Source organism: Mesorhizobium sp. Root695, assembly GCF_001428185.1.
Taxonomy (GTDB): Bacteria; Pseudomonadota; Alphaproteobacteria; order Rhizobiales; family Rhizobiaceae; genus Mesorhizobium.
The window spans coordinates 618,751-643,880 of the sequence record NZ_LMHO01000001.1; the positions used below are offsets into that span (position 1 = coordinate 618,751).

Sequence of the window (25,130 nt, forward strand, 5' to 3'; positions counted from 1 at the left end):
GACAGGCGGCATGACGGAGGCGACATGCAGGACTTGAAGCAGCGGCCGGTTTCCGTCTTCCGCGAATTTCTCGAGAGCGAAGCGGCCGGCGGCATTATCCTGATGGTGGCCGCCGCCCTTGCCCTGATCGTCGCCAATTCGCCGCTGGCCGAAACCTATTTCTCCGCGCTCCACGCCTATCTCGGCCCGCTCAGCGTGTCGCATTGGGTCAATGATGGGCTGATGGCGGTGTTCTTCCTGCTCGTCGGGCTGGAGATCAAGCGTGAGATGCTGGACGGCCAGCTTTCCACCTGGCCGCGCCGCGTCCTGCCCGGCATCGCCGCGGCCGGCGGCATGGTGGTGCCGGCACTCGTCTATGTCGCCATCAACCGCAACAACGCGGCGGCACTGTCCGGCTGGGCCATCCCGACCGCCACCGACATCGCCTTCGCGCTCGGTGTGCTGTCGCTGCTCGGCAGCCGCGTGCCGGCTTCGCTAAAGGTGTTCCTGACCGCGCTTGCCATCATCGATGACCTCGGCGCCGTCATCATCATCGCCATCTTCTACACCAGCGGCCTTTCGCTCGCCTATCTGGGTGCTGCCTTCGCGGTCATTGCCGCGCTCGTCGTGCTCAACCGCATGCGGGTGATGACGCTGGTGCCTTATCTCGTGCTGGGCGTCATCCTGTGGGTGCTGGTGCTGAAATCCGGCGTCCATGCCACGCTTGCCGGCGTGGCGTTGGCGCTCACCATCCCGCTCACCATCCCGCTCGAGCGCTCCGCCGGGATCGGCCACGATCTCGACCATTCGCCGCTGCATCGGCTCGAGCACGGCTTGCACAAGATAGTGGCCTTTGTCGTCATTCCGATCTTCGGCTTTGCCAATGCCGGCGTTTCGCTTGCCGGCCTGAGCTTTGGCGCGCTGATCGAGCCGCTGACGCTGGGTGTCGCCGCCGGCCTGGTTATAGGCAAGCTGGTCGGCGTGTTCGGCTCCTCGGCACTTGCCATCCGGTTCGGTCTTGCCGACCTGCCCGCCAATGCCGGCTGGTCGCATATGATCGGCATCTCTCTGCTGTGCGGCATCGGCTTCACCATGAGCCTGTTCATCGGTCTGCTCGCCTTCGCCAGTGATGTGGCGTTGCAGGACGCGGTCAAGGTCGGCATCCTCGCCGGCTCCTTCATCGCCGCCATCCTGGGGGCTGCCGTGCTTTTGATGGCGCCGCCGGTTGGTGGGGTGGAAGAGAGCGAAGAGTAAGGCGAAAACCTACTCGCTTTCACCCTCCAGCGCCGGCACCGACACACCGGCAAGTTCCGCCGCCAGCAGCCGAGAGGCACCGGCCCGCGCGATCCGCAGCATCAGCGCCTTGCGCGTTGCCGCCGCCATGCGGTGTTCGGGCGCATCGCGCAGGATCTCGGCGCCGTAGCCGTCGGAGAGGATGAAGCCGCACTCCTCCGGAAAGATCTCGGAGGGTACGCCGGGATGGGTGGCGAAGAAGAAGCGGTCGGAGTGCAGCCGGTAGTCCGGCCATTTGCGGTCGACCCGGAAATCCTCGATCGAGGATTTGATCTCGATGATCCAGATATCACCCTGCCGGGTCAGCGCGACGAGGTCGGCGCGGCGGCCGGTGGCCAGCGACAGCTCGGGCAGCACATGCGCGCCCATATCCATCAGCAGCCGCTGCACGCCGCGCCGCACCAGCATGGCGCGTTCGGACTGGCGACCGTCGATGAGCGGATTGATCGGGATGGGGGAGATGATCGGCATGACAGGCACCATGCCAGATTTTGTTCACGGTTTGAACCTGTTTTATACAGGCGATTATCTGGTTGACATACCCGGATATACCCAAAAGAAGTCAGCCATTGATCCTTGAAAGATTGAACTTGCGGTGCATACCGTCGCTTCCATGGGAACGGGCGACGCAAAATCAAACAGCACCGAGGGCCAACAACTGTGGGCCTTCGACCTTGACGCGCTGCGCAAGGCTTTCAGAACGTCCGTTCAGGAACACAAAGTCACGGCGGCTGATTGGGCGGAACACGCCAAGCAGTTCCTCGAAAAACAAAGAGATCGTCAGCGCGAATCGACTTGATGTGTCGCGCTGATGAACCTCCATTTATTAAATATAGGGCAGCAGGACGAAAATCTTGCGCGTTACCAACCAAGGTCTGACGTAACCGCTTTAGTTCCGCGAATGTCCCTTGGACGTCCGTTGTGTCAGCCAATCACAACATATGCCCAAAAGGATGGCCGGTGCTTGGGTATGCTAGGGGTTGAGTGGGCACCGGCCATCGCGGGATTAGGTTTTTGGATAGTCCCCCGCATTGCCTAAGCTATAGATACATTAGAGATTGCTCAATTGAGACTGAAGTCCCTACCCAGCCGTAGAAGGCGGGCGGTCTTTATGCGGTGCAGCAACTTGCGCTCCTAAATATAAGACGGTGGGACTAAAGTCTTGCAAGGCGCACGCAAAGGTCTGAGGGGCCTGTAAAGGTTCCACAAATGTTTGTTGGATGTTCCGCACTTTAGTCAATCATCATATATTGGCTATCGTGGCGTAGTGACCTATCGCCTTGCCTTACGAGTCCCGTGTGCTTTTGCAACCAACCCATGGCCCGCTCGTTGACCCAATGCTGGGTTGATCCCCTGGCACTCCAGAACCTGCCCGCTGCCCGACGGTGGCGGGCCTTTTTTTCCAGGTTGGAATTCTTGCCGACAGCAACAGCGAAGACTCCCGGCGGATGCCGAGGCCCTCGCGTTTGCCGACTCTCGTCAGAAGCGGATCCAAAAAGATCTACGGAAACATCTGCGGCGCCAGTAACCGTTGCGCCAATAGCGACGGCAAACCCGTCTCCACACGCGGCGGCGGCGGCGGCGGTGCCATCTGCGATGCCGCACGAGCTCGATGCCGTCTTGGACATCAGAACCATCCTGGTCGAGGATATCGTCGGACGGTTTGTCGAGTTCATCGAGAATGCCGGGTCCCGAATTCGGGATGCCGGCCAACGCAGTGGCAGGACGCACGATGGCGGCCACGGTCGCAGCCCCTGCCAGCCCAAGCATTCCAGTCAGAAACAATCGTCGATCCATGCCAAACCTCCATCGTTGATCATTGCGACAAGGAAGACATAGAGCGGCAGATTGACGCGCCTAGATGCAAAAGAAAATTCGATTGAACCGCGTGCCGGCTGTGGTGGGCGCTTCTTTAGATCGTTCGCTGCCACCGGCCCCGTTGTCCCGACCGGCATTCAGCAGTTTCTTCCTAGGGTCTCGCTGCAGCGGCCTTGTCGTCGAGCAACGCCGCGCCCGCCATGTCATCAAGGATCGGACAGTCCGGCCTTTCGTCGCCGTGGCAGGCATGGATCAGTTTCTGCAGGGTAGAGCGCATCGACTGCAGTTCGCGCACCTTCTCCTCGATCGCCGTGACATGGGCGGCGGCGATCTCGCGCACGTCGTGGCTGGCGCGGCCGCGGTCCTGGTAGAGCGCCATCAACTGGCGGCAATCGTCGATGGAAAAGCCAAGATTGCGCGCGCGGCGCAGAAAGGCCAGCCGGTGGATGTCGTCTCCGGAATAGTCGCGGTAGCCGTTGGCGGCGCGCGTCGGGGCGATCAGGCCGATCTCTTCATAGTAGCGGATGGTCTTGGCCGGCAGGCCGGAGCGGTGGGCGGCGTCACCGACGTTCATTGGGATTCTCCTCGATTCTCAGGAGCCCGTGGACTTGCCCCTTGAATTTCCTTCACAATCCTGTGAGGGCTGTTGCCGAAATGCCATAGTGATACGCTTACCCGCGCGTCAACACAGGCATATAGGCATCGCGCGCTTGGCAAGCAAAGCAAATGCCAGCATGAATATCGGCGAGAAAGCGGCCGACTCGTGCCGCCGAAGTTGGGGCGGGGCACCGGATCACCTGATGCGCATGAAGTCGTTTGCAATCGTCGCCGCACTGGCGCTCTCCACTGCTATCGCCGGTTGCAGTACCATCGGCTCGCAGATCTTCTCCAACGACTATGGCGCGGTCACCGACGCCGGTTACCAGCTGCCGCGCATCCCGATCGAGAAGGTGCCGATGAAGTACCATCGGCAGGAAGTGAACTACGACAGCCCGGAAAAGCCGGGCACCATCATCGTCGACACGCAGAACAAGTTTCTCTACTTCGTCGAGGGTGACGGCAGGGCAATTCGCTACGGCATCGGCGTCGGTCGCGAGGGTTTCGAGTGGCATGGCACCGCCCATATAGCGCTGAAGCGCGAATGGCCGACCTGGACGCCGCCGAGGCAGATGATCCAGCGCCAGCCCGAACTGGAAAAGTTTGCCGGCGGCATGGAGCCTGGCCTGAAGAACCCGCTCGGCGCGCGCGCCATGTACCTGTTCAACAAGGGCGGTGATTCGGGCTATCGCCTGCATGGCAGCCCGGAATGGAATTCGATCGGCAAGGCAATGTCGTCAGGCTGCATCCGCCTGATGAATCAGGACATTATCGACCTCTATGACCGCGCCTCGGTCGGCGCCAAAGTCATTGTTCTTTAGATCATGATGCCGAAAAACCGGTACCGGTTCTCGGGAAAACCATGATCAGATAGAGGCAGCTTTCGTACGCGGACCGTCTAGGCAACAACGGACGTCCCAAACAGAAAACCGGGCAATTCGGCCCGGTTTTTTGTTGTTTGCGATGGAATTTGTTAGCCGGCAAGACGGCAAGCTGAACGATCAGGAGACCTGTTCGACCTGCTGCACCTCAGGCACGAAGTGGCGCAGAAGGTTCTGGATGCCGTGCTTCAGCGTCGCCGTCGATGACGGGCAGCCGGCGCAGGCGCCCTTCATGTGCAGGAACACCGTGCCGTTCTCGAAGCCACGGAAGGTGATGTCGCCGCCATCCTGGGCGACCGCCGGGCGCACCCGCGTGTCAAGCAGTTCCTTGATGGTAATGACCAGTTCCTCGTCGGCCTTGTCGTAGAACTCGCCGGTCTGACTGGTCTCTGCGGCCGGGCCGGCCTTGGCCATGACAGGCGCGCCTGTCATGAAATGCTCCATGATGGCGCCGAGGATCGCCGGCTTCAGATGCTGCCAGTCGGGGCCGTCCTTGGTCACGGTGATGAAGTCATAGCCAAAGAAAACACCGGTGACGCCGGCAATCTCGAACAGCCGGCCAGCCAGCGGCGAGGCAACAGCGGCGCTGTCAGCATCGCGGAAATCAGCAGTGCCTTCCAGAAGCACTTCCTTGCCGGGCAGGAATTTCAGCGTCGCCGGGTTTGGCGTCGATTCGGTCTGGATGAACATGGCCATCTCCGTGCCCATTTCGGGCAGCTAGTTTGGAATAATTCTAAATAGGCTCTATTGGCTAGACATTCAAGCGAAACGCATCGCCGTAACGGCTGGCTGGCGGAATGTTTTTTCGGCTCTTACCACACTTTGAGGTGCGTTGAGGTGTGTTGAGATTTCAGGTCAGGCCGAGTCGAAAATGGTGGTGTCCGAGAACCGGAGCGGAGCGTACTTTGGTACGTGAGCACCGGAAGCGCAGGACGCCGACATTTGCAGGCCGGCATCGCCTGAAGATCAATACACCTCAGGCCAGGCTGTCGATCTCCTCGTCGGACAGGTTCTGCGGCACGACGGTCACCGGGATCGGGAAGGCGGCGCCCTTGCCGGCCACGGCGCCGACCAGCGGCCCGGGGCCTTCCTTGCCCGCGCCGGCGGCCAGCACCAGGATGGCGATGTCCTGGTCTTCCTCGATCAATTTGTGGATCTCTTCCGTCGGCTTGCCTTCGCGCACCACCATTTCAGGCTCGATGCCAAGCTTCTGGCGTACCTTGTTGGCATAGGTGTCGAGTGCTGCCCGCGCCGTGGCGGTTGCCTCCTCGCGCATGATCTTCTCGACGCCCAGCCAGTGCTGGAAATCATCCGGCTCGATGACATAAAGCAGCACCAGCGTGCCGCTGGTGCTCTGCGCCCGCTTCGAGGCGTAGGCGACGGCGCGTTCACACTCCGGCGTATCGTCGATGATCGCCAGGAATTTACGGCGATGGCCGACTTCGCGGCTGAGGCGTTTGGAGACCATGTCTATCTACTCGATGCTATTTCGGCCGCAATCTGCCACTGCGGCGGACCGGCGGCAAGCCGCCCGGCCTTGTGCCAGTGTTGGTGCAGTGCACCCGACGTTGGGGATCAGCCCTGCAGCAGCCCGATGATGTCGCGCACCGTCTTCATTGTCGCTTCGGCCAGCACGCCGGCACGTTCGCCACCGTCCTTGAGCACGGCGTCGACATAGGCGCGATCGCCTTGGATGCGGCGCATCTCGCTGGCGATCGGCGCCAGCTTTTCCACGGCAAGGTCGGCCAGCGCCGGCTTGAACACCGAGAACTGCTGGCCGGCGAACGCCTTCAGCACATCCGCCTTCGACATCTCGGCGAGACCCGCATAGATACCGACCAGGTTTTCCGCCTCGGGCCGGTTGGCCAGGCCGTCCATCTCGCTCGGCAGCGCTTCCGGGTCGGTCTTGGCCTTGCGGATCTTCTTCGAGATGGCATCGGCATCGTCGGTCAGGTTGATGCGCGACAGATCCGACGGGTCCGACTTCGACATCTTCTTGGAACCGTCGCGCAACGACATGATGCGCGCCGCCGGTCCGCCGATGACCGGTTCGGTCAGCGGGAAATAGCCGTTCACGGTCTCTTCGCCGACCTGCATCTCGACACCGACGCCAAGGGCGGCGATGCGGTCGGAGAAGTCGTTGTTGAACTTCTGCGCGATGTCGCGGGTCAGCTCCAGATGCTGCTTCTGGTCCTCACCCACCGGGACGTGGGTGGCACGGTAGAGCAGAATGTCGGCAGCCATCAGGGAGGGATAGGCTAGTAGGCCGAGCGACGCGTTCTCGCGGTCCTTGCCGGCCTTGTCCTTGAACTGCGTCATGCGGTTCATCCAGCCGATGCGCGCCACGCAATTGAAAATCCAGGCGAGCTCCGCATGCTGCATGACCCGCGACTGGTTGAAGACGATGTGCTTCTTCGGGTCGATGCCCGAGGCCAGGAACGCCGCGGTGATCGACCGCGTCTGGTCGGCGAGGTCTTCATAAACGAGTTGGGCTGTCAGCGAATGCAGGTCGACGACGCAATAGATGCAATCGGACGTGTCCTGCAGGGCGACGAATTTCTTGATGGCGCCGAGATAATTGCCGAGATGCAGATTGCCGGTCGGCTGGACGCCGGAAAAGACGAGTGGCTTGAAGGCGGTCATGGGTTTCCTCATGGCTTGTGGAGGGCCGTTTCGCGCGCGGCGAAAGTCTTACGACGGCGCGCTTATGGACGAAGGCGTGGAGAGGATCAAGAGACTCCCGGAACGTCAAAAGGGTCTATGGGATGTTGACATCGTTGTGTAGCTTGCTACATGTTATCTGCTACATTTCTGGTGAGACAGGGCCGTGAGATGACGATCAACATCAACAACAAGGAGGCGGACAGCCTGACGCGCGCCTTCGCCAAGGTCGAGGGGGTAGGCATCACCGAGGCGATCGTGATCGCCATGCGTGAGGCACTTGAGCGCCGGCGCAACCGCGAGACGCCGCTGGAGACGGCGGCTCGGTTACGGGCCGAGTTTGGGATTGAGCTAAGCGAGCAGGCGCGCAATCCGTTGCCGCGCTCGGTCTACGACGAACTGTCCGGCGAAGACTGATGTTTGTAGACGCAGCCGCTATCGTCGCGATGCTGAGCCACGAGGCCGAAGCCCAGCGCTGCGCGCAGGCGGTCATGGAAGCGTCGGCTCCCTTCACGTCGGCGATCGCCGTTTGGGAAGCAGCAATGGCGCTTTCGCGATCGGAAAAGCTGGCCATACCGGTCGACGTAAGCCTGAAGATAGTCAGTCGTTTTCTCGAAGAGCGGGCAATTGCGTTGCGGGAGCTTCCGCCAGCCTCCGATGCAACATCTCTGTCCGCCGAGGCCGCGTCGCGGTTTCGCAACAACGCTATCCGCCTGAACTTGGCCGACTGTTTTCACTACGCTTGCGCGCGCTACTATGGCGTTCCGATGCTTTCGACGGCGGACGAATTTCGGCTTACGGATCTGGAGACTGTTCCTTGATAGGCGGCGTGCCCTTTCGCCCGATATTGCGCCGGATCATGCCGAAGTCGGCGCCGCCAGTGGCAAACGCGGTGATGAAGTAGAGCAGCGCTCCGCCGGCAACCAGCGACAGCAGCGCCGTCGCTTTGACGAGCAGCGGCGAGCCCGGGCCGAGCCTGACGGCGAACCAGTGTTCGGCGAAATAGAGGGCCGTTCCCATCACCACCGCCGACAGCACCAGACGTGGAATGCGTTTCATCAGCGGCACGTCGCGGCCCCAATGGCCGCGCCGAATCAAGACGCCGAGCAGCATCAGCGCGTTGACCCAGCCGGCCACTGCCGAGGCCACCGCAATGCCGGGCGCGCCCATCCGTGGAAACAGCGTCAGCGCCGTGGTGACGTTTACCGCCACCGAGATGGCGGCAAAGATCATCGGCGTGCGCGTGTCCTCGCGGGCGAAGTAACCCGGCGTGAACGCCTTGATCAGCACGAAGGCCGGCAGGCCGAGGCCGAAGATCGCCAGGATCGCCGCAACTGTCGGTGTCGAACCGTTGGCGGCAAACGCGCCGCGCTCATAGACCAGCCGCACGATAGGCTCCGACATCACCCAGAGTGCGGCTGCCGCCGGCAGCGTCAGGAACAGCGTGAATTCGACCGAGCGGTTCTGCAGATTGGCCGCTTCGATCAGATTGCCCGACTTCAGTGCCCGCGACAGTTCGGGCAACAGCACGATTGCGACCGCGACGCCGACCACGCCGAGGGGCAGCTGGTAGATGCGGTCGGCATAGGCGAGCGAGGACACCGCACTGTTCTGCGCCGAGGCGATCGCCGTGCCGATCAACTGGTTGATCTGGGTGATGCCGCCGGTGATCGCCGCCGGCAGCGCCAGGACCAGCAGCCGCTTGACCGCGGGCGTCATTTTTGGACGGCGGAAGCCGATCGAGATGCCGGCATGGCGCACCGCCACCCAGACGATCGCCAGCTGCACCAGTCCGGCGGCAAGCACGCCCCAGGACAGGCCGTAGCCGACTGTGAGTGCGTCCGAGCCCTTGTACCAGGCATAGGCGAGCACGCCGATCAGGATGACGTTGAGGAACACCGGCGCCACGGCGGCGGCGAAATAGCGGCGCAGCGAATTCAGCATGCCCGCCATCATGGCGCCCAGCGACATGCAGATCAGATAGGGGAACATGATCGTCGCCAGCGTCACCGTGGTGTCGAATTTCCCCGGCGTGCCGGCAAAACCCGGCGCCACCAGGTAGCGCACGATCAGCGGCATCGCCAGTTCCATGACGATGGTCAGCGCCAGCAGCGCCGTGAACAGCACGCCGAACACTTCCTCGGAGAAGCGCTTGGCACCGTCGGTACCGTGGGTCTCGATCTCCTTGGCGAACAGCGGCACGAAGGCGGCGTTGAAGGCGCCCTCGGCGAACAGCCGGCGAAAGGTGTTGGGAAACTGGAAGGCGGCGTTGAAGGCGTCGGCGACCGGTCCGGTGCCGAGTGCGGCCGCCATCAGCATCTCGCGGCCGAAACCAAGCGCGCGGCTCATCAGCGTGCCGGAGGCAACCGTTGCGAATTTCTTGACGAGGCTCATGCGTTTGGAGACTGCCTACAGGATAAGGACAAAGTGATGGTGGCGGTCACTCGGCGGCCGCCGCCCTGGCTTTGCCGCCGCGCTCCGGCACGATGCCTTCGAGCGTTGCCATCAGCCGGTTGCGAATGGTGGCGATGCGGGCCGGACTGTCGATCTTCTGGCCGGTGAGATCGGTGACATAGAAAGTGTCGATGACCTTTTCGCCGAAGGTGGTGATGTGGGCCGATGCGATGTCGAGCGACAGGTCGGAAAGCGTTCCGGTGATCTCCGACAGCAGCCCCGGCCGGTCCAGGCCTTCGACCTCGATGACCGAAAAACGGTTGGACAGCGTGTTGCGGATTTCGGCGCGTGGCGGAATTTTGAACACTTTGGCGCCGCGCCGCGGCTTGGTGCGTTTCTCGATCATCTCCGGCAGCCAGCTCTTGCCCGACAGCACGTCCTCGATCAGCCGTCCGACACGTTCGGCGCGCCGGCGCTCGTCCTCGTCGCGGTCGAATTCCCGCGAGATCAGGATGGTGTCGAGTGCGCGGCCGTCCGACGTTGTGAAGATCTGCGCGTCGACGATGTTGCCGCCGGCTCCGGCGCAAGCCCCGGCGATGACCGACAGCAGGCGGGGATGGTCTTGCGCCAGTACGGTGATTTCGGTCACCGCCTCGAACTGGTGGGTCTTGACCATGGTAGCGAGCTTGTTGCCCGCCACATCGGCCTCGCGAATGAACTCGGCATGGCGCAGCTGGTCGGCGAGATCGACGGTCAAAAGGTAATTCTCGTAGTGCTGGCCGACGTAGCGCTTGCGGGCCTTGTCCGGCCAGTCGGCAAGCGCCTCGGCCAGACGCTCGCGCGCCGCCGTCGTGCGCTGGGCGCGCGACACTTCCGAAAACCCGCCGGTCAAAAGCAGTTCGGTCTCGTAATAGAGCGTGCGCAGCAACTGGCCCTTCCAGCCGTTCCAGACACCGGGTCCGACGCCCCTGATGTCGCAGACGGTGAGGATCAAAAGCAGCTTCAGCCGCTCGACCGACTGCACGATCGCGGCGAAATCCTCGATGGTCTTGCGGTCGTTGAGGTCGCGGGTCTGCGCCGTCATCGACATCACGAGATGATGCTCGACCAGCCAGGCAACGGTTTCGGTGTCGGTTGGCGACAGCCCCATATGCGGGCAGATGCGACGCGCGATCCTTGCGCCGGCCTCGGAATGATCCTCCGGCCTGCCCTTGGCGATGTCGTGCAGAAGCACTGCGACGTAAAGCGCCTCGCGGCTCTTTTTCAGCCCCGGCATCAGCGTGTGCGAGAGGGGATGGACCTTTTCGCCGTCGCCGCGCTCGATCTCGGCCAGTACGCCGATGCAGCGGATCAGGTGCTCGTCCACCGTGTAGTGGTGGTACATCGAGAACTGCATCATGGCGACGATCTTGCCGAAATCGGGGATCAGCCTGCCGAGCAGCCCGGCCTCGTTCATGCGCCGCAGATTGAGTTCGGCATTGCGGTCCGACGTCAGGATGTCGAGGAACAGCCGGTTGGCCTCCTGGTCGCGCCGCAGCGACTTGTTGACCAGGCCGAGCGAGCGGGTCAGCAGCTTCAGCGCGTCGGGATGGAATTCCAGGCCGTGCTTGTCGGCGAACCAGAACAATCTCAAAAGATTGACCGGATCGCGCTCGAACACCTGGTCGTCGGCGATGTTGATGCGGTGGTTGTCGACAATGAAGTCCGACGTGCCGGCAAGCTTGCGCTTGCGCCTGGAGAAAGTCAGGAAGATACGGTTGAAGCCCGGCACGTGCTTTGCCTGCTCTTCCTCGAGCGCTGCACAGAAGATGCGGGTCAGGTCGCCGACATCCTTGGCGACGAGGAAGTAGTGCTTCATGAAGCGCTCGACCGCCGACAGGCCGGGGTGCGTGGTGTAGCCTAGCCGCTCGGCGATCTCGCGCTGGATGTCGAAATGCAGCCGTTCCTCGGCCTTGCCGGTGAGGAAATGCATGTGGCAGCGTACCGCCCACAGGAAATCCTCGGCCTTCTGGAACTCCCGGTATTCGCCCTCGGTGAAGACGCCTTTGTCGACCAGTTCCTCGCCGGTGCGCACCCGGTAGAAATATTTGCCGATCCAGAACAGCGTCTGAAGATCGCGCAGGCCGCCCTTGCCGTCCTTGACGTTGGGCTCGACGAGATAGCGGCTTTCACCGGCCTTGGCATGGCGGTCGTCGCGCTCGGCAAGCTTGGCCTGGACATATTCGGGGCCGGTCGTGCGCACCACCTCATGGTCGAAGCGCAGCATCAGTTCGTCATAGAGTTTTTCGTCGCCCCACAGAAAACGCGCTTCGAGGATCGAGGTGCGGATGGTGACATCGGTGCGCGACAGGCGCAGGCATTCGTCGATGTTGCGGGTGGCGTGGCCAACCTTCAGCCCCAGATCCCACAGCATGTAGAGCATGTATTCGACGGTCTGTTCGCCCCACGGCGTCTGCTTGTAGGGCAACAGGAACAACAGGTCGATGTCGGACCCGGGCGCCAGCGTTCCGCGGCCGTAGCCGCCGACAGCGACGACGGCCATGCGCTCCGCCGAAGATGGGTTCTTGACCCGGTAGACATGGGTGACGGCGAAATCATAGAGCGCGCGGATGATCTCGTCCATGAGATGCGACAGCCGTGCCGCGCAGGCGCTGCCGCCGCCATCGTCCCGCAGCATCCGCTCGGCAATGGTGCGTCCCTCTGCCAGCCGCCCCTTGAGCAGCTGGAGCACACCGCTGCGCGCCGCCTGTCCGGAACCGTCACCTGCCGTGGCCGCGGTCAGCGCGGTCATCTCGCTGCGCAAGGCTTCGCCGTCGATCAGTTCGTCGAGCTTCAGGGAGATTCTTGCCATATGTCCAAGTCGGCCTTGCCTTTTCGGCGGCGTCTATAGCGCGTTTTCGCGACGCTGGGTATGGGGCGGGAGGACGAGCTCTCCGCAGTGGTCGAATGGGATGATTTTTTTCTTCTTTCTCAAATAGATATCCTTGATCTGCCTGCCCAGGCGTCTGAATTCGGCCCCCAGCCTTTCGCCGGTCCGCTTCTTGCCTTTCGGATCTTTGCCCGGTGGCATCAACTGAGTAGCGCGGTCCCGCTCAAGCGTGCTTGGCAATCCGACGGACCTGTCGCCCAGGATATGGTCTTGCGCGCAAAGTGCCGGATCAAGCTGGTAGATCGTCTTGCCGGACGCAATCCTGAAGGCCGGGTTGAAGACAAGGTCATCGATGGCAGCACTCATCCCCGCGGTTTCACGGATGAGATCGCGCGCGGCCTGTGTCGAGACAATGTAGCCGGCGCTGCCGGGATGAGCTCTGTGGAGTCTGGACAGCGAAAAGCTTCGCCCAGCGACAGCGCGTCCAGGCCCGATCATGGTTTCATCAAGGTGGTCTCCAGCTTGACGATATCCGCGTCAGCCGGAATCCAGCCGTCATCTACAATCAAGGTGCCGGCTTTCGCGGAAAAAAGGATATCGTCCTCGAAAATGGCGCCGTAGGGATAGTTGTTCTCGGCGATCATCGACCAGCAGGCCCTGTGGCTGAACAGGCAGGCGATCTCGCCGCCGCTCAGCTGCAACCGATGTGTTTACGCGGTACGCTGCGGCATATCGGCGAGGTTCGGCCGGTCCAGAGCGTCAATTGCCGCAACGCGTTCGAACGCAATGCCGATACGGGCGAACTCCGCAGTCATATGGGCGAGTCGGTCCGGAGACCGATCCAGGTTGATGACCAAGCATCTCATTCGAACAGGATCGATGTGTTTGGGGTTATAAGAAGCGGCGGCTTATTAGCACGCGCTACGCCGTGAAATGAGAAAATTTTATCCCTTGACCTTCCAGTTACTGGAAGCCCTATCTCCGCGTCACACACCGATCCATCGAGGCATCTTTGAATGACGCATTCCAATCACGATCATCACGCGCATGGCAGCTGTTGCTCGGCAAAAGGCGCCCCGCCTACCGTTGTTCGCGACCCGGTTTGCGGAATGACCGTCGACCCGGCCGCCGGCAAGCCTGCGGCCGAGCATGACGGCCATTTCTATCATTTCTGCAGCCAGGGCTGCCGCACGAAATTCGTCGCCGAGCCGGAAAAATTCCTGACGGCCACCGATCCGGTCTGCGGCATGAGCGTCGATCGCGCGACAGCCAGGCACTTTGCCCGCCACGAAGGTCAGGGCTTCTATTTCTGCTCCGCCGCTTGCCAGGCGAAATTCGAGGCGGAGCCGCAAAAATATCTCGGCGACAGGCCGGCACCAAAGCCAATGCCCAGGGGCACGCAATACACCTGCCCGATGCATCCCGAAATCATCCGCGACAAGCCGGGATCCTGCCCGAAATGCGGCATGGCGCTGGAGCCGATGGGGGTGCCCACTGGCGACGAAGGTCCCAATCCGGAGCTGGTCGATTTCACCAGGCGGTTCTGGGTTAGTGCCGTACTGTCTGTGCCGTTGCTGATCGCCGCCATGGCGCCGATGCTCGGCCTGACGTTCCAGGCTTTTGTCGATGAGCCGACCATGGTCTGGTTGGAGCTGGCGCTGGCCAGTCCCGTCGTGCTGTGGGCGGCGCTGCCTTTCTTCCATCGCGGCTGGGAGTCGCTCATCAACCGCAGCCCCAACATGTGGACGCTGATCTCGCTCGGCGTTGGCGCTGCCTATCTCTACAGCGTCGTCGCCACGCTGTTTCCGGACATTTTTCCGCATCAGTTCCGCGGCCATGGCGGTGCGGTGCCGGTTTATTTCGAAGCTGCCGCCGTCATCGTCGCGCTGGTCTTCCTTGGCCAGGTGCTGGAGCTGCGCGCCCGTGAAAGGACCGGCTCGGCAATCCGCGCCTTGCTTGATCTCGCGCCGAAGACCGCGCGGCTGATCGCCGCCGACGGTTCCGAAAGCGATGTACCGCTCGACGCGGTCAAGGCCGGTGACCGCCTGCGCATACGCCCCGGTGACTCCGTGCCTGTCGACGGCACGGTGCTGGAAGGTCGTTCGTCGATCGACGAATCGATGATCACGGGCGAGCCGTTGCCAGTCGAGAAGACCGAGGGCGATGCGCTGACCGGCGGCACGCTCAACAAGAACGGTTCACTGATCATGCGCGCCGAGCGGATCGGCGCCGAGACGACGCTGGCGCGCATTGTCGAGCTCGTCGCCAAGGCGCAGCGCTCGCGCGCCCCGATTCAAGGGTTGGCCGATCGCGTCTCTTTCTACTTTGTCCCGGCCGTCGTCCTTGTCGCGATTGCAGCTTTCATCGCCTGGGCCGTGTTTGGACCAGAGCCCAGCCTGATCTTCGCCATCGTCTCGGCGGTGTCGGTGCTGATCATCGCTTGCCCCTGTGCGCTCGGCCTCGCCACGCCGATGTCGATCATGACCGCCACCGGGCGCGGGGCGCACGCCGGCGTGCTGATCAAGGAAGCCGCCGCGCTCGAACGCTTCGCCTCCGTCGACACGCTGATCGTCGACAAGACGGGAACGTTGACCGAAGGCCGGCCGAAACTGACCGATGTCGCTGCGGCAAACGGTTTTCCCGAGGACGAATTGCTGGCGCTCGCGGCGGGCCTGGAGAAGGGGTCGGAGCATCCGCTGGCCGAGGCCATCGTCGACGGCGCCGCCACGCGCGGTGTGACCGTTGCCGAGGCCAGCGGCTTCGAGGCGGTGACCGGCAAGGGCGTTTCAGGCACGGTCTCGGGAAAGAAGGTCGCGCTCGGCAACGCCGCCATGATGGCGGATCTTGGCGTCGACATCGCATCCATCTCAGCCAAGGCCGAGGCGCTGCAACTCGAAGGCAAGACGGCGATGTTCGTCGTCGTGGACAAGAAACTGGCCGGCCTAGTCGCCGTCGCCGACCCGGTCAAGTCGACCACAGCCGAGGCGATCAGGGCGCTGCATGACAGCGGCTTGAGGATCATCATGGCGACCGGCGACAATGAACGCACGGCCAACGCGATCGCCAGAAGCCTCGGCATCGACGAGGTTCGCGCCGGCCTGTTGCCGGAGCAGAAGGCAGCCCTCGTCGGTGAGCTGCGCGCCGGGGGCAAGGGCGTCGCCATGGCCGGCGACGGCGTCAACGATGCACCCGCCCTTGCCGCCGCCGATGTCGGTATCGCCATGGGCACCGGTGCCGATGTCGCCGTCGAAAGCGCCGGCATCACTTTGGTCAAGGGCGACCTCAACGGCATCGTGCGCGCACGCACGCTGGCTCAGGCGACGATCCGCAACATCCGCCAGAACCTGTTCTTTGCCTTCCTCTACAACGTGCTTGGCGTGCCGGTCGCCGCCGGTGTGCTCTATCCGCTCACCGGTACGCTGTTGTCGCCGATGCTGGCGGCGGCGGCGATGAGCCTGTCCTCGGTGTCGGTGATATCAAACGCATTGCGGCTGAGAACATTGAAACTCTGACCCAAGCCCCCAAAATACGAAACCCACTCTACAGGAGACCATGAATGACCTTGGCCAAAAAACTCGTGCTGCTGCTGATGGCGGCCGGAATGCTGGTTGCCGTCTTCCTCGAAAGCGTCCCGGCACAGAGCGAGGAAATGAAACACGACATGGCCGGCATGTCGACGGACGCCCCCAGTCCTTCGACCGAAGGCTACAAGGCGGCGATGGACAAGATGCATGCCGACATGATGGCATCTGAATACACCGGCAATGCCGACGTCGATTTCGTCAAGGGCATGATCCCGCACCACCAGGGTGCCATCGACATGGCCAAGGTAGAGCTTGCCAACGGCAAGGACCCGGAAATCCGCAAGCTCGCCGAAGGCGTCATCGCCGCGCAGGAAGCCGAGATCAAGCAGATGCAGGCCTGGCTCGCTGCCCATCCGGTGAAGTAGGCTTTCGGCAATCGCCAAGGCGGCGAGAACGCCTCTGAATTTCTCGCCCGGCCTGTGATGCGATCCGGCCTCAACTGGAGCCCGCCATGCCATCGACCATCAGAACCACCAAACTGCCCTCAGGCGAAGCCGTTCAGGTGCTTGGTCAGGGGACATGGAAGATGGGCGAGGATATCAGCCGCCGTACCGATGAGGTGAATGCGCTCAAGCTCGGCCTCGACCTTGGCATCACGCTGATCGACACCGCCGAAATGTATGCCAGCGGCGGCGCCGAGGAGGTGGTCGCCGAGGCCATTTGCGGGCGCCGCGACGAGACCTTCCTGGTTTCGAAAGTTCTGCCATCAAACGCTTCGCGCGCGGGCGTGCGGCGCGCCTGCGAAAACAGCCTGAAGCGCCTGCGTACCGACCGCATCGATCTCTATCTGCTGCATTGGCCCGGCAGCGTGCCATTGACGGAAACGGTCGCCGCCTTCGAGTCCCTGAAAAAAGCCGGCAAGATCCGCCACTGGGGCGTCAGCAATTTCGACACCGACGAGATGGAAGAACTGGTCGGCCTGCCCGATGGCGGCAATGTCCAGACCAACCAGGTGCTCTACAATCTGGTCCGGCGTGGCCTCGAATTCGACCTGGCGCCCTGGAGCCGGCAGCGCGGCATTCCGCTAATGGCGTATTCGCCGGTCGAGCAGGGCGCGCTGGCGCGCAATGCCAGGCTCGACGCCGTCGCCGCCCGCCACAATGCGACCCCGGCACAGATCGCCCTGGCCTGGGTGATGCATCAGGAGGGCGTCATCGCCATCCCGAAGGCCAGCAGCCAGGAGCACGTCCGCCAGAATGTCGCCGCGCTCGACATCAAGCTGACGCCGCAGGACATCGCCGATCTCGACCGCGCCTTCCCGCCGCCGGCGCGCAAGCGCGGGTTGGAGATGATCTGACTACTTCCCCGCCAGGCCCTTCAACCGGTAAAGCGCTTCCAGCGCCTCCCTCGGCGTCATCTCGTCGGGATTGATCTCGCCCAGCGCCACACCCAGCGCATCGCTCTTGACCGGTCTCGGCGCCTCACGCTTCACCGCCACTGAAAACAGCGGCAGGTCGTCCACCAGCCGGTTGGTCTTGCCGGAAACCTCGCCCTCTTCCAACTGGTGCAGCACTTCCTTGGCCCGGTCGACCACCGCTTCCGGCAGGCCGGCCAGCCGCGCCACCTGCACGCCATAGGAGCGGTCGGCGGCACCCTTGCCGACCTCGTGCAGGAAGACGACGTCGTTTTCCCATTCCTTGACCCGCATGGTGACATTGTGCAGCCGCGCGAGCTTGCCGGCCAGCGAGGTCATTTCGTGGAAATGGGTGGCGAAGATCGCCCGGCAGCGGTTCTTCTCATGCAGATATTCGACGGCCGCCCAGGCGATCGACAGACCGTCGAAAGTGGCTGTACCGCGACCGATCTCATCGAGGATCACCAGTGCGCGCTCGCCGGCCTGGTTGAGGATCGCCGCCGTCTCGACCATTTCGACCATGAAGGTCGAGCGGCCGCGCGCCAGATCGTCCGAGGCGCCGACACGCGAGAACAGCCGGTCGACGACGCCGATATGGGCTGATGTCGCCGGCACGAACGAGCCGGTCTGGGCCAGGATGGCGATCAGCGCGTTCTGCCGCAGAAACGTCGACTTGCCGCCCATGTTGGGGCCGGTCAAAAGCCAGATGGCACCGTTCTTGGCGCTGCCCTCCGGCGACAAATCGCAATCATTGGCGACGAACGGGCCTTCGCCCGAGCGGCGCAGCGCCTGCTCGACCACCGGATGCCGCCCGCCCGAAATGTCGAAGGCAAGGCTCGAATCCACCACCGGCCGGCACCATGCTTCGCTTTCCGATAAAAGCGCGAGTGCCGCCGACACGTCGAGAGCGGCCATCGCATCGGCCCCAGCGCGGATCTTCTCCGCTTCGCCGACCGCTTCCGCCGTCAGCGCGTCGAAGGCGGCAAGTTCGATGCTGAGCGCCCGGTCGGCGGCATTGGCGATCTTGGTCTCGAGTTCGGCAAGCTCGGTCGTGGTGAAGCGCATGGCGTTGGCCATGGTCTGGCGGTGGATGAAGCGCGCCTTGGCGCCATCGCTGCCGGTCATCACCGCATGATGGTTGGCTGTGACCTCGATGTAATAACCGAGCACATTGTTGTGCCGGATCTTCAGCGAACGGATGCCGGTCTCGTCGATCAGCGAGCGCTCCAGCCCCGCGATCACTTTTCGCGACTCATCACGCAGCGCCCGCATCTCGTCGAGATCGGCATGGTAGCCGCCGCGAACGAAGCCGCCGTCACGCTTGAGCAGCGGCAGTTCGTCGCCAAGCGCCTGCGTCAGATGCTGGGCCAGCGCCTGGGGCAGGGCATGGATGGCGGCGAGTGCGGCGGTCAATTCCTGGGGCAGGGTGGTCGCGGCAAAGATCTCGGCGATCGCGCCTGCCGCCTCGAAACCGGCGCGCAGCGCGCCGAGATCGCGCGGACCGCCACGGTTGAGCGCCAGCCTCGACAGCGCGCGCGGCATGTCGGCGACGCTCTTCAGGCTCGACCGCACCGCCAGGCAGAGCCTCGTTTCGGAACGGAAGAACGACACCGAATCCAGCCTGGCGCCGATCGCCGCCGGGTCGGTCAGCGGCGCCATCAGCCGGTCGGCGAGCAGCCTTGCGCCGCCGCCGGTGACCGTGCGGTCGATCGCCTTGAACAGCGAGCCTTCGCGGCTGCCCGACAGCGTGCGCAGCAGTTCGAGATTGCCGCGCGTCGCCGGGTCGATGAACAGGGTCGATCCCTGCTCCTCGCGCTCGGGCCGCGACAGCGGCGGACGCTCAGCCTTCTGCGTCTTCTCGACATAGGCGATGGCGCCCGAGATCGCCGACAGTTCGGCACGCGAAAACGCGCCAAACGAGTCCGGCGTCGCCACATCGAAGAAACGGGCGATGCGTCCGGTGGCCGAGGCCGAATCGAACAGGCTCGGCGGCTGCGGGCTGGCGACGCGGCCGAGCACGTCGAACACGGGCTTCAGCTCCGGATCATGGAACACCGGCTCAGCGACGATCATCTCACGCGGATCGACGCGGAAGATGTCGGCCAGCAGCCGGTCGGCGGTGGTGTCCGTGACACGAAAGGCGCCGGTCGAGATGTCGATCCAGGCCAGCGCGAAGCTGTGATCGGCTCCGCCTTTCACCCGCCCCAGCGCCATCAGGAAGCTGGATTCCGAGGGCGCCAGCAATTTGTCCTCGGTGATGGTGCCCGGCGTCACCAGCCGCACCACGTCGCGGCGCACCACCGATTTGCCGCCGCGCTTCTTCGCTTCGGCCGGATCCTCGATCTGCTCGCAGACGGCAACGCGGAACCCCTGCCCGATCAGCTTCTGCAGATAATCGTCGGCCGCATGCACCGGCACGCCGCACATCGGGATGTCGAGCCCTTGATACTTGCCGCGCTTGGTCAGCACGATGCCGAGCGCCCGGCTCGCCTTCTCGGCGTCGTCGAAGAACAGCTCGTAGAAATCGCCCATGCGATAGAACAGCAGCGAATCCGGGTTCGCCGCCTTGATCTCGATGAACTGCTCTATCATCGGCGTGGCGCCAGCGGCGGCGGCGGGCAACGGCGTCATGGCCTCGGGGGCGTCCGGCTCGTTCGGGCTATGCATGTTCATGCGCGACACGCTAGCAGATGTGATCGCGCGGTTTAATGCCGAAGCTTCGAAAAACAGGGGACGACCGACACGGCCGATTGGCCGCAATTACCGATCCGATCCGCGATTCCCGAGCGCTGGCGGTTTACACGCGGCGGCGCGTGGTCTTAATTCGGACCGAACCAAAGCACCCGCTTCAACGAGGTGCTGCATAGGCGAGGAAATCAAGAACATCATGGCCAGGAAACTCGAGAACACCGGTCCGTCCGTCAGCGCGCAGGAAGCGCTCGAATTCCACGCCATGGGGCGCCCCGGCAAGCTGGAGGTCGTCGCCACCAAGCCGATGGCGACTCAGCGCGACCTGAGCCTCGCTTATTCGCCGGGCGTCGCGGTCCCTGTTCTGGCCATCGCCGAAGACCCCTCTCGCGCCTTCGACTACACGACGCGCGGCAACATGGTCGCCGTCATCTCCAACGGCACCGCCATCTTGGGTCTCGGCAATCTCGGCGCGCTGGCTTCGAAACCAGTGATGGAAGGCAAGGCGGTGCTGTTCAAGCGCTTCGCCGATGTCGATTCCATCGATCTGGAAGTCGACACCGAGGACGCCGACGAGTTCATCAACTGCGTACGCTTCCTCGGCCCGTCCTTCGGCGGCATCAACCTGGAAGACATCAAGGCGCCGGAGTGCTTCATCATCGAGCAGCGGCTGCGCGAATTGATGGACATTCCGGTCTTCCATGACGACCAGCACGGCACCGCCATCATCTCGGCCGCCGGCCTGATCAACGCGCTGGAGATCACCGGCCGGGACATGAAGACCACGAAAATGGTCTGCAACGGCGCCGGTGCCGCCGGCATCGCTTGCATCGAGCTGATGAAGGCGATGGGTTTTGCGCCCGAAAACATCACTTTGTGCGACACCAAGGGCGTCGTCTTCCAGGGCCGCACCGAAGGCATGAACCAGTGGAAGTCGGCGCATGCGGTGAAGACCGAGGCGCGCAGCCTCGCCGAGGCGCTCGATGGCGCCGATGTCTTTCTCGGCCTCTCCGCCAAGGGCGCGCTGACCACCGCCATGGTGCAGTCGATGGCCAAGAATCCGATCATCTTCGCCATGGCCAATCCCGACCCGGAGATCACGCCGGAGGAAGTGGCCGAGATCCGCACTGACGCCATCATGGCCACGGGGCGCTCGGATTATCCGAACCAGGTCAACAACGTGCTAGGCTTCCCCTACATCTTCCGCGGCGCGCTGGATGTGCGGGCCACCACCATCAATGACGACATGAAGATCGCCGCCGCCCGCGCGCTGGCAGCACTTGCCCGCCAGGACGTGCCCGACGACGTCGCCGCCGCCTATCAGGGCAACCGGCCGAAATTCGGCCCCAACTACATCATCCCGGTGCCGTTCGACCCGCGCCTGATCTCGGCCATCCCGATCGCGGTGGCCAAGGCGGCGATGGACTCAGGCGTCGCCCGCAAGCCGATCCTCGACCTCGACCGTTACGCGCAGGAACTGTCGGCCCGCCGTGACCCGATCGCCTCGACCCTGCAGCGCATCTACGACCGCGTGCGCCGCCAGCCCAAGCGCATCGTCTTCGCCGAGGGCGAGGAGGAACAGGTGATGCGCGCCGCCGTTTCCTATGTGAACCAGCGGCTCGGCACCGCCATCCTGCTTGGCCGCGACGATGTCATCAAGGAAAACGCCAAGCTCGCCGGCATCGACCTCAACAAGCAAGGCATCGAGATTATCAATGCAAGGCTGTCGCGCCGCAACGGCATCTACACCGACTATCTCTACGAGCGCATGCAACGCAAAGGCTTCCTGTTTCGCGACTGCCAGCGGCTGATCAACAACGACCGCAACCACTTCGCCGCCTGCATGGTGGCGCTGGGTGACGCCGACGGCATCGTCACCGGTGTGACCCGCAACTATTCGACAGCACTCGACGACATCCGCCGCGTCATCGACGCCAAGCCCGGCCACCGCGTCATCGGCGTCTCGATCGTGCTGGCGCGGGGCAAGACCGTACTGGTCGCCGACACCGCCGTGCACGATATGCCCAATGCCGAGCAGATCGCCGACATCGCCGAGGAGGCGGCAGGCTTTGCCCGCCGCATGGGCTACGAGCCACGACTTGCCATGCTCGCCTATTCGACCTTCGGCCATCCGCAGGGCGAGCGCTCCGAACGCGTCCAGGAAGCAGTGCGCATCCTCGACAAGCGCCGAGTCGATTTCGAGTATGACGGCGAGATGGCCGCCGACGTCGCCCTCAACGCCCGCGCCATGGCGCAATACCCCTTCATACGCCTCACCGGCCCGGCCAACGTGCTGATCATGCCGGCGTTCCACTCAGCCTCGATCTCAACCAAGATGTTGCAGGAACTCGGCGGCTCGACGGTGATCGGCCCGCTGCTGGTCGGGCTGAACAAGCCGGTTCAGATCGTGTCGCTGAATGCCAAGGACTCGGACATCGTCAACATGGCGGCGATCGCGGCGTACACGGCGGGGACTTGAGGGACGCTGCACGAAGCGGGACGAAAGAGCCAACGATTTGGCCTTTCGAGTGAAGCGAGGTCCGAGGCAGCGCGGGGAGCGACTGGCAGTAGCAGGATATGAAGAGTTCGCGAAGTGCTCAGCCCGGCGCGAACGCACGCGCCGCCTCGACGACCTCGACGACCTCGTCCTGCCGGAGCAGGTCGATCGGGACGCGGCCGTCGAGCTGCGCTGAGGGGCGCGTCAGCCACAGCCACGCCAGTCTGGGATTGCTGATCAGCGACAACACGTCGCGAATGCCCGCAACAGGTCTGCCGTCGACGAACTGCGCCAGCGGGAAGACATGTTTGCGGCCGCCCTTGCGCAAGGCGATGACCTCGCCCCGCCGCTGCCAGCGATGCAGCGTCGAGCGGGCGATACGCAAATTCTCTTCCAGATAGGTCGAGCCGGCGACCCGGCCCGCCCAGTCCTCGATAAGCATCGCTTCGAGGTCATCGGACTTTGGCAGCGAAGGGGGCTCGACATCGGCCGACAGGGTCGTCGGCGGATTTGTCGCGCCAGCAATACCGGCTTCGCCGCGGCGAGCGGCCTCGGCCGCCAGTGCGCGCACGAATTTCGAGGCCAGGCCGGGAAGGTCGGCATGGATGGCGTCGATGGCGCGCTGGTGCTTCGGCGACAGCAAGGTCACGGCGGACGCTATGCTGCCGGCGATCTTGCCGACCGAGACCATGGTGGGTCTGTTGATGGCCTCATCATGATGGGCAAGCGCGCGTTCGACCTCCTCCGCGACCATCTCCGCGAAGTCGTCCTGTTTGAGGGCCTGGATCTGAAATCTGTTCATGCATCTGTCTTCCGGGCCGCGCGCTCCTCCCACAGCTGCGGCCGGTTGTTGAATTTCTAGAGCGGAAGGCGGAAATCGCGGCGGCAACAGATGCAGCGGCCCGACAGCTTGCTGTCTCGCATTTCTTGACACCCCAACTGACTATCGGCGCCCCGAAATGTCAGTCGCAGGGAGCCTCGATTGCGTGTAGGTGCGATGTGTGACAGCCGCGCGACGGTGAGCGCTCGGACGGCCAAGCTGCCAATCTCCCCGCTTGTGGGGGAGATGCCGGGCAGGGCAGAGGGGGGCGCGAAGGACCGCTACGGAGCGATGTTTGCGCCCGCGCTCTTCGGTCGACGGCGCGCATGGAATTCATGCAGTCTATTTTTGGGCTGGCGGCAGTGTAAGCCTTGGAGATGCTGGCGGGACAGCGCCCCCTCTGGGCTGCCGGCCATCTCCCCCACGAGGGCAGGGGAATCGCATATGGCGATTTTGAGCTTGAAGTTGGTTTGAGAACGGATTCTTTGGGAAGGCAGTCCACCGAAGGAGTGACTGCCATTTCCAGCNCCCCCACAGGGCAGGGGAATCGCATATGGCGATTTTGAGCTTGAAGTTGGTTTGAGAACGGATTCTTTGGGAAGGCAGTCCACCGAAGGAGTGACTGCCATTTCCAGCCTTGAGAGCTATTTCGGCGCGGTCCCTGATCCGCGCGCGGCCAATGCCACACACCGGCTTGGCGACCTGATCGTGATGATGATCGCTGCGAGCTTATGTGGCGCGACCAGCGCAACGGAGTTCTCGTTGTTCGCGCAAGAGCGCAAGCAGGCGCTGTCGCGCTTGATCGACTATGAGGAGGCGCCCAGTCACGACACCTTCTCGCGGCTGTTGCGCCTGCTCGATCCGGWGGCCTTCGGACGTGCGTTCGCCGCCTTTGCCGCAGGCTTTGCCCAGGCACGCCACGGTGTGGTCTCGCTTGATGGCAAGGCGCTGCGGCGGGCCTATGAGAAAGGCCTTGCGGCCAGCCCACCCCTGACGGTGTCGGCCTTTGCCAGCCAGACGCGGCTGTGTTTGGCGGCGGTCTCGCCCGGCGATGAAGACAATGAAGTCGAGGCTGCCCTCAAAGTCGTCGAACTCATTGATCTTACTGGCCGATTGGTCACGGCTGATGCGCTCCATTGCCACACGCGCATGGCCCAGGCCATCATTCAGCGCGGCGGCGACTATCTGCTCGCGCTCAAGGGAAACCGCCGGCATTGGCTGGCTCGGGCCAAACAACATCTGGCCCAGACCATTCCCGCCGTCACTGAGCGGACCGAGACCAGCCATGGCCGCAACGAATGGCGGCAGGCAGAGGTTGTGGCGGCTGCCGAACCGCTAATGCCCGCTCACAAGGCCTTTATCCGCATCACCAGTCGGCGCGATCAAGCCGAGCCGCTGACGCGCCTGTTCATGACCTCAACGCTGCTGTCGCCACAGCAGGCGATCGATCTTACAAGAGCTCATTGGCAGATCGAGAACGGACTGCATTGGATGCTCGACGTTCATCTGCATGAAGACCTCAGCCGTGCCCGCAAGGACAACGCCCCAGCCAACACCGCGCTCATTAACCGCATCGCCAGAAATATCCTTCAGGCCGCCGACATCGACAAAGTCCCCATCAGCCACCGCATCAAGAAATGCGCTTGGAATGACGACTATCTCATCCAGGCAATCGCTCATATGCGATAGCCCTGC

The 25,130-nt window shown here is 63.2% G+C and carries 21 protein-coding genes and 1 pseudogene; 9 read left to right on the forward strand and 13 right to left on the reverse strand.

The annotated features are described in order from the left end of the window. Positions 1-24: 24 nt before the first annotated feature. Entirely contained in the window at positions 25-1,233 is a 1,209-nt protein-coding gene (gene nhaA / locus ASD99_RS02975) for a Na+/H+ antiporter NhaA (protein WP_057142705.1), read from the forward strand. A 9-nt stretch (positions 1,234-1,242) separates the two neighbouring features. On the opposite strand, the gene ASD99_RS02980 is transcribed toward nhaA, so the two are convergent. From ASD99_RS02980 to cueR, 4 genes are all read right to left on the reverse strand, one after another. Beyond that, on the reverse strand, positions 1,243-1,743 hold the full coding sequence (locus ASD99_RS02980) for an MmcB family DNA repair protein (RefSeq protein ID WP_056590194.1): 501 nt from the start codon (positions 1,741-1,743) through the stop codon (positions 1,243-1,245). 163 nt (positions 1,744-1,906) lie between these two features. After that, positions 1,907-2,095, reverse strand: a complete 189-nt coding sequence (locus ASD99_RS34250) for a hypothetical protein (protein WP_056590030.1) — start codon at positions 2,093-2,095, stop codon at positions 1,907-1,909. A gap of 656 nt (positions 2,096-2,751) precedes the next feature. After that, positions 2,752-3,069: a protamine-2 (modular protein) gene (locus ASD99_RS31730; RefSeq protein WP_082583129.1), complete on the reverse strand. Its 318-nt coding sequence runs from the start codon at positions 3,067-3,069 to the stop codon at positions 2,752-2,754. A 172-nt stretch (positions 3,070-3,241) separates the two neighbouring features. Next, entirely contained in the window at positions 3,242-3,664 is a 423-nt protein-coding gene (gene cueR, locus ASD99_RS02995) for a Cu(I)-responsive transcriptional regulator (RefSeq protein ID WP_057142640.1), read from the reverse strand. A 226-nt stretch (positions 3,665-3,890) separates the two neighbouring features. On the opposite strand from cueR, the gene ASD99_RS03000 reads away from it, so the two are divergent. Further along, positions 3,891-4,508, forward strand: coding sequence for a L,D-transpeptidase (locus tag ASD99_RS03000; protein ID WP_056590197.1), 618 nt, complete (start codon positions 3,891-3,893; stop codon positions 4,506-4,508). Positions 4,509-4,688: 180 nt separating this feature from the next. Here ASD99_RS03000 and ASD99_RS03005 read toward each other — a convergent pair whose 3' ends face one another. The 3 genes from ASD99_RS03005 to trpS all read right to left on the reverse strand — a co-directional run bounded on the left by ASD99_RS03005 (position 4,689) and on the right by trpS (position 7,211). Further along, positions 4,689-5,258 (reverse strand): NifU family protein, encoded by a 570-nt coding sequence (locus ASD99_RS03005; RefSeq protein WP_056590040.1) that lies wholly within the window; start codon positions 5,256-5,258, stop codon positions 4,689-4,691. Between the two features lie 286 nt (positions 5,259-5,544). Continuing rightward, positions 5,545-6,036, reverse strand: a complete 492-nt coding sequence (locus ASD99_RS03010; RefSeq protein WP_057142641.1) for a universal stress protein — start codon at positions 6,034-6,036, stop codon at positions 5,545-5,547. Between the two features lie 107 nt (positions 6,037-6,143). Next, the gene (trpS, locus tag ASD99_RS03015) at positions 6,144-7,211 is read right to left on the reverse strand and encodes a tryptophan--tRNA ligase (RefSeq protein ID WP_057142642.1); all 1,068 of its coding nucleotides are present in this window, start codon (positions 7,209-7,211) and stop codon (positions 6,144-6,146) included. Between the two features lie 189 nt (positions 7,212-7,400). Here trpS and ASD99_RS03020 point away from each other — a divergent pair, with 189 nt between their 5' ends. Further along, positions 7,401-7,646 (forward strand): PSK operon transcription factor, encoded by a 246-nt coding sequence (locus ASD99_RS03020; RefSeq protein WP_027142906.1) that lies wholly within the window; start codon positions 7,401-7,403, stop codon positions 7,644-7,646. Beyond that, the gene (locus ASD99_RS03025) at positions 7,646-8,050 is read left to right on the forward strand and encodes a type II toxin-antitoxin system VapC family toxin (RefSeq protein WP_056590048.1); all 405 of its coding nucleotides are present in this window, start codon (positions 7,646-7,648) and stop codon (positions 8,048-8,050) included. Before ASD99_RS03020 ends, ASD99_RS03025 begins: the two co-directional genes overlap by 1 nt. Here the strand turns inward: ASD99_RS03025 and murJ are convergent. From murJ to ASD99_RS34525, 4 genes and pseudogenes are all read right to left on the reverse strand, one after another. Beyond that, entirely contained in the window at positions 8,025-9,623 is a 1,599-nt protein-coding gene (murJ, locus tag ASD99_RS03030; RefSeq protein WP_057142643.1) for a murein biosynthesis integral membrane protein MurJ, read from the reverse strand. The two genes, ASD99_RS03025 and murJ, sit on opposite strands and share 26 nt — an antisense overlap. Before the next feature lie 46 nt (positions 9,624-9,669). Beyond that, the gene (locus ASD99_RS03035; protein WP_057142644.1) at positions 9,670-12,474 is read right to left on the reverse strand and encodes a [protein-PII] uridylyltransferase; all 2,805 of its coding nucleotides are present in this window, start codon (positions 12,472-12,474) and stop codon (positions 9,670-9,672) included. Positions 12,475-12,507: 33 nt separating this feature from the next. Beyond that, a complete protein-coding gene (locus ASD99_RS34520) occupies positions 12,508-12,858 on the reverse strand; it encodes a hypothetical protein (RefSeq protein WP_244497593.1) in 351 nt (116 codons plus the stop codon). Between the two features lie 128 nt (positions 12,859-12,986). After that, positions 12,987-13,358: pseudogene (locus ASD99_RS34525) on the reverse strand (glycosyltransferase family 25 protein). A gap of 150 nt (positions 13,359-13,508) precedes the next feature. On the opposite strand from ASD99_RS34525, the gene ASD99_RS03045 reads away from it, so the two are divergent. The 3 genes from ASD99_RS03045 to ASD99_RS03055 all read left to right on the forward strand — a co-directional run bounded on the left by ASD99_RS03045 (position 13,509) and on the right by ASD99_RS03055 (position 17,373). Continuing rightward, positions 13,509-16,004 (forward strand): heavy metal translocating P-type ATPase, encoded by a 2,496-nt coding sequence (locus tag ASD99_RS03045; protein ID WP_057142645.1) that lies wholly within the window; start codon positions 13,509-13,511, stop codon positions 16,002-16,004. Positions 16,005-16,048: 44 nt separating this feature from the next. Beyond that, a complete protein-coding gene (locus tag ASD99_RS03050) occupies positions 16,049-16,441 on the forward strand; it encodes a DUF305 domain-containing protein (protein ID WP_056590060.1) in 393 nt (130 codons plus the stop codon). 86 nt (positions 16,442-16,527) lie between these two features. Further along, positions 16,528-17,373 (forward strand): aldo/keto reductase, encoded by an 846-nt coding sequence (locus tag ASD99_RS03055; RefSeq protein WP_057142646.1) that lies wholly within the window; start codon positions 16,528-16,530, stop codon positions 17,371-17,373. On the opposite strand, the gene mutS is transcribed toward ASD99_RS03055, so the two are convergent. Continuing rightward, a complete protein-coding gene (gene mutS, locus ASD99_RS03060; protein WP_057142647.1) occupies positions 17,374-20,103 on the reverse strand; it encodes a DNA mismatch repair protein MutS in 2,730 nt (909 codons plus the stop codon). A 214-nt stretch (positions 20,104-20,317) separates the two neighbouring features. Here mutS and ASD99_RS03065 point away from each other — a divergent pair, with 214 nt between their 5' ends. Then, positions 20,318-22,597, forward strand: coding sequence for an NADP-dependent malic enzyme (locus ASD99_RS03065; RefSeq protein WP_057142648.1), 2,280 nt, complete (start codon positions 20,318-20,320; stop codon positions 22,595-22,597). A gap of 118 nt (positions 22,598-22,715) precedes the next feature. On the opposite strand, the gene ASD99_RS03070 is transcribed toward ASD99_RS03065, so the two are convergent. After that, a complete protein-coding gene (locus ASD99_RS03070; RefSeq protein WP_057142649.1) occupies positions 22,716-23,417 on the reverse strand; it encodes an antitoxin Xre/MbcA/ParS toxin-binding domain-containing protein in 702 nt (233 codons plus the stop codon). A gap of 636 nt (positions 23,418-24,053) precedes the next feature. On the opposite strand from ASD99_RS03070, the gene ASD99_RS03075 reads away from it, so the two are divergent. Further along, the gene (locus tag ASD99_RS03075; RefSeq protein WP_244497603.1) at positions 24,054-25,124 is read left to right on the forward strand and encodes an ISAs1 family transposase; all 1,071 of its coding nucleotides are present in this window, start codon (positions 24,054-24,056) and stop codon (positions 25,122-25,124) included. The last annotated feature ends 6 nt before the right edge of the window (positions 25,125-25,130 follow it).

Bases quoted from the DNA above. Each gene is read 5' to 3' on its own strand.
- nhaA (WP_057142705.1), top strand. From the start codon at position 25: ATGCAGGACTTGAAGCAGCGGCCGGTTTCCGTCTTCCGCGAATTTCTC.
- ASD99_RS02980 (WP_056590194.1), bottom strand. From the start codon at position 1,743: ATGCCGATCATCTCCCCCATCCCGATCAATCCGCTCATCGACGGTCGC.
- ASD99_RS34250 (WP_056590030.1), bottom strand. From the start codon at position 2,095: ATGGAGGTTCATCAGCGCGACACATCAAGTCGATTCGCGCTGACGATC.
- ASD99_RS31730 (WP_082583129.1), bottom strand. From the start codon at position 3,069: ATGGATCGACGATTGTTTCTGACTGGAATGCTTGGGCTGGCAGGGGCT.
- cueR (WP_057142640.1), bottom strand. From the start codon at position 3,664: ATGAACGTCGGTGACGCCGCCCACCGCTCCGGCCTGCCGGCCAAGACC.
- ASD99_RS03000 (WP_056590197.1), top strand. From the start codon at position 3,891: ATGCGCATGAAGTCGTTTGCAATCGTCGCCGCACTGGCGCTCTCCACT.
- ASD99_RS03005 (WP_056590040.1), bottom strand. From the start codon at position 5,258: ATGTTCATCCAGACCGAATCGACGCCAAACCCGGCGACGCTGAAATTC.
- ASD99_RS03010 (WP_057142641.1), bottom strand. From the start codon at position 6,036: ATGGTCTCCAAACGCCTCAGCCGCGAAGTCGGCCATCGCCGTAAATTC.
- trpS (WP_057142642.1), bottom strand. From the start codon at position 7,211: ATGACCGCCTTCAAGCCACTCGTCTTTTCCGGCGTCCAGCCGACCGGC.
- ASD99_RS03020 (WP_027142906.1), top strand. From the start codon at position 7,401: ATGACGATCAACATCAACAACAAGGAGGCGGACAGCCTGACGCGCGCC.
- ASD99_RS03025 (WP_056590048.1), top strand. From the start codon at position 7,646: ATGTTTGTAGACGCAGCCGCTATCGTCGCGATGCTGAGCCACGAGGCC.
- murJ (WP_057142643.1), bottom strand. From the start codon at position 9,623: ATGAGCCTCGTCAAGAAATTCGCAACGGTTGCCTCCGGCACGCTGATG.
- ASD99_RS03035 (WP_057142644.1), bottom strand. From the start codon at position 12,474: ATGGCAAGAATCTCCCTGAAGCTCGACGAACTGATCGACGGCGAAGCC.
- ASD99_RS34520 (WP_244497593.1), bottom strand. From the start codon at position 12,858: ATGAGTGCTGCCATCGATGACCTTGTCTTCAACCCGGCCTTCAGGATT.
- ASD99_RS03045 (WP_057142645.1), top strand. From the start codon at position 13,509: ATGACGCATTCCAATCACGATCATCACGCGCATGGCAGCTGTTGCTCG.
- ASD99_RS03050 (WP_056590060.1), top strand. From the start codon at position 16,049: ATGACCTTGGCCAAAAAACTCGTGCTGCTGCTGATGGCGGCCGGAATG.
- ASD99_RS03055 (WP_057142646.1), top strand. From the start codon at position 16,528: ATGCCATCGACCATCAGAACCACCAAACTGCCCTCAGGCGAAGCCGTT.
- mutS (WP_057142647.1), bottom strand. From the start codon at position 20,103: ATGAACATGCATAGCCCGAACGAGCCGGACGCCCCCGAGGCCATGACG.
- ASD99_RS03065 (WP_057142648.1), top strand. From the start codon at position 20,318: ATGGCCAGGAAACTCGAGAACACCGGTCCGTCCGTCAGCGCGCAGGAA.
- ASD99_RS03070 (WP_057142649.1), bottom strand. From the start codon at position 23,417: ATGAACAGATTTCAGATCCAGGCCCTCAAACAGGACGACTTCGCGGAG.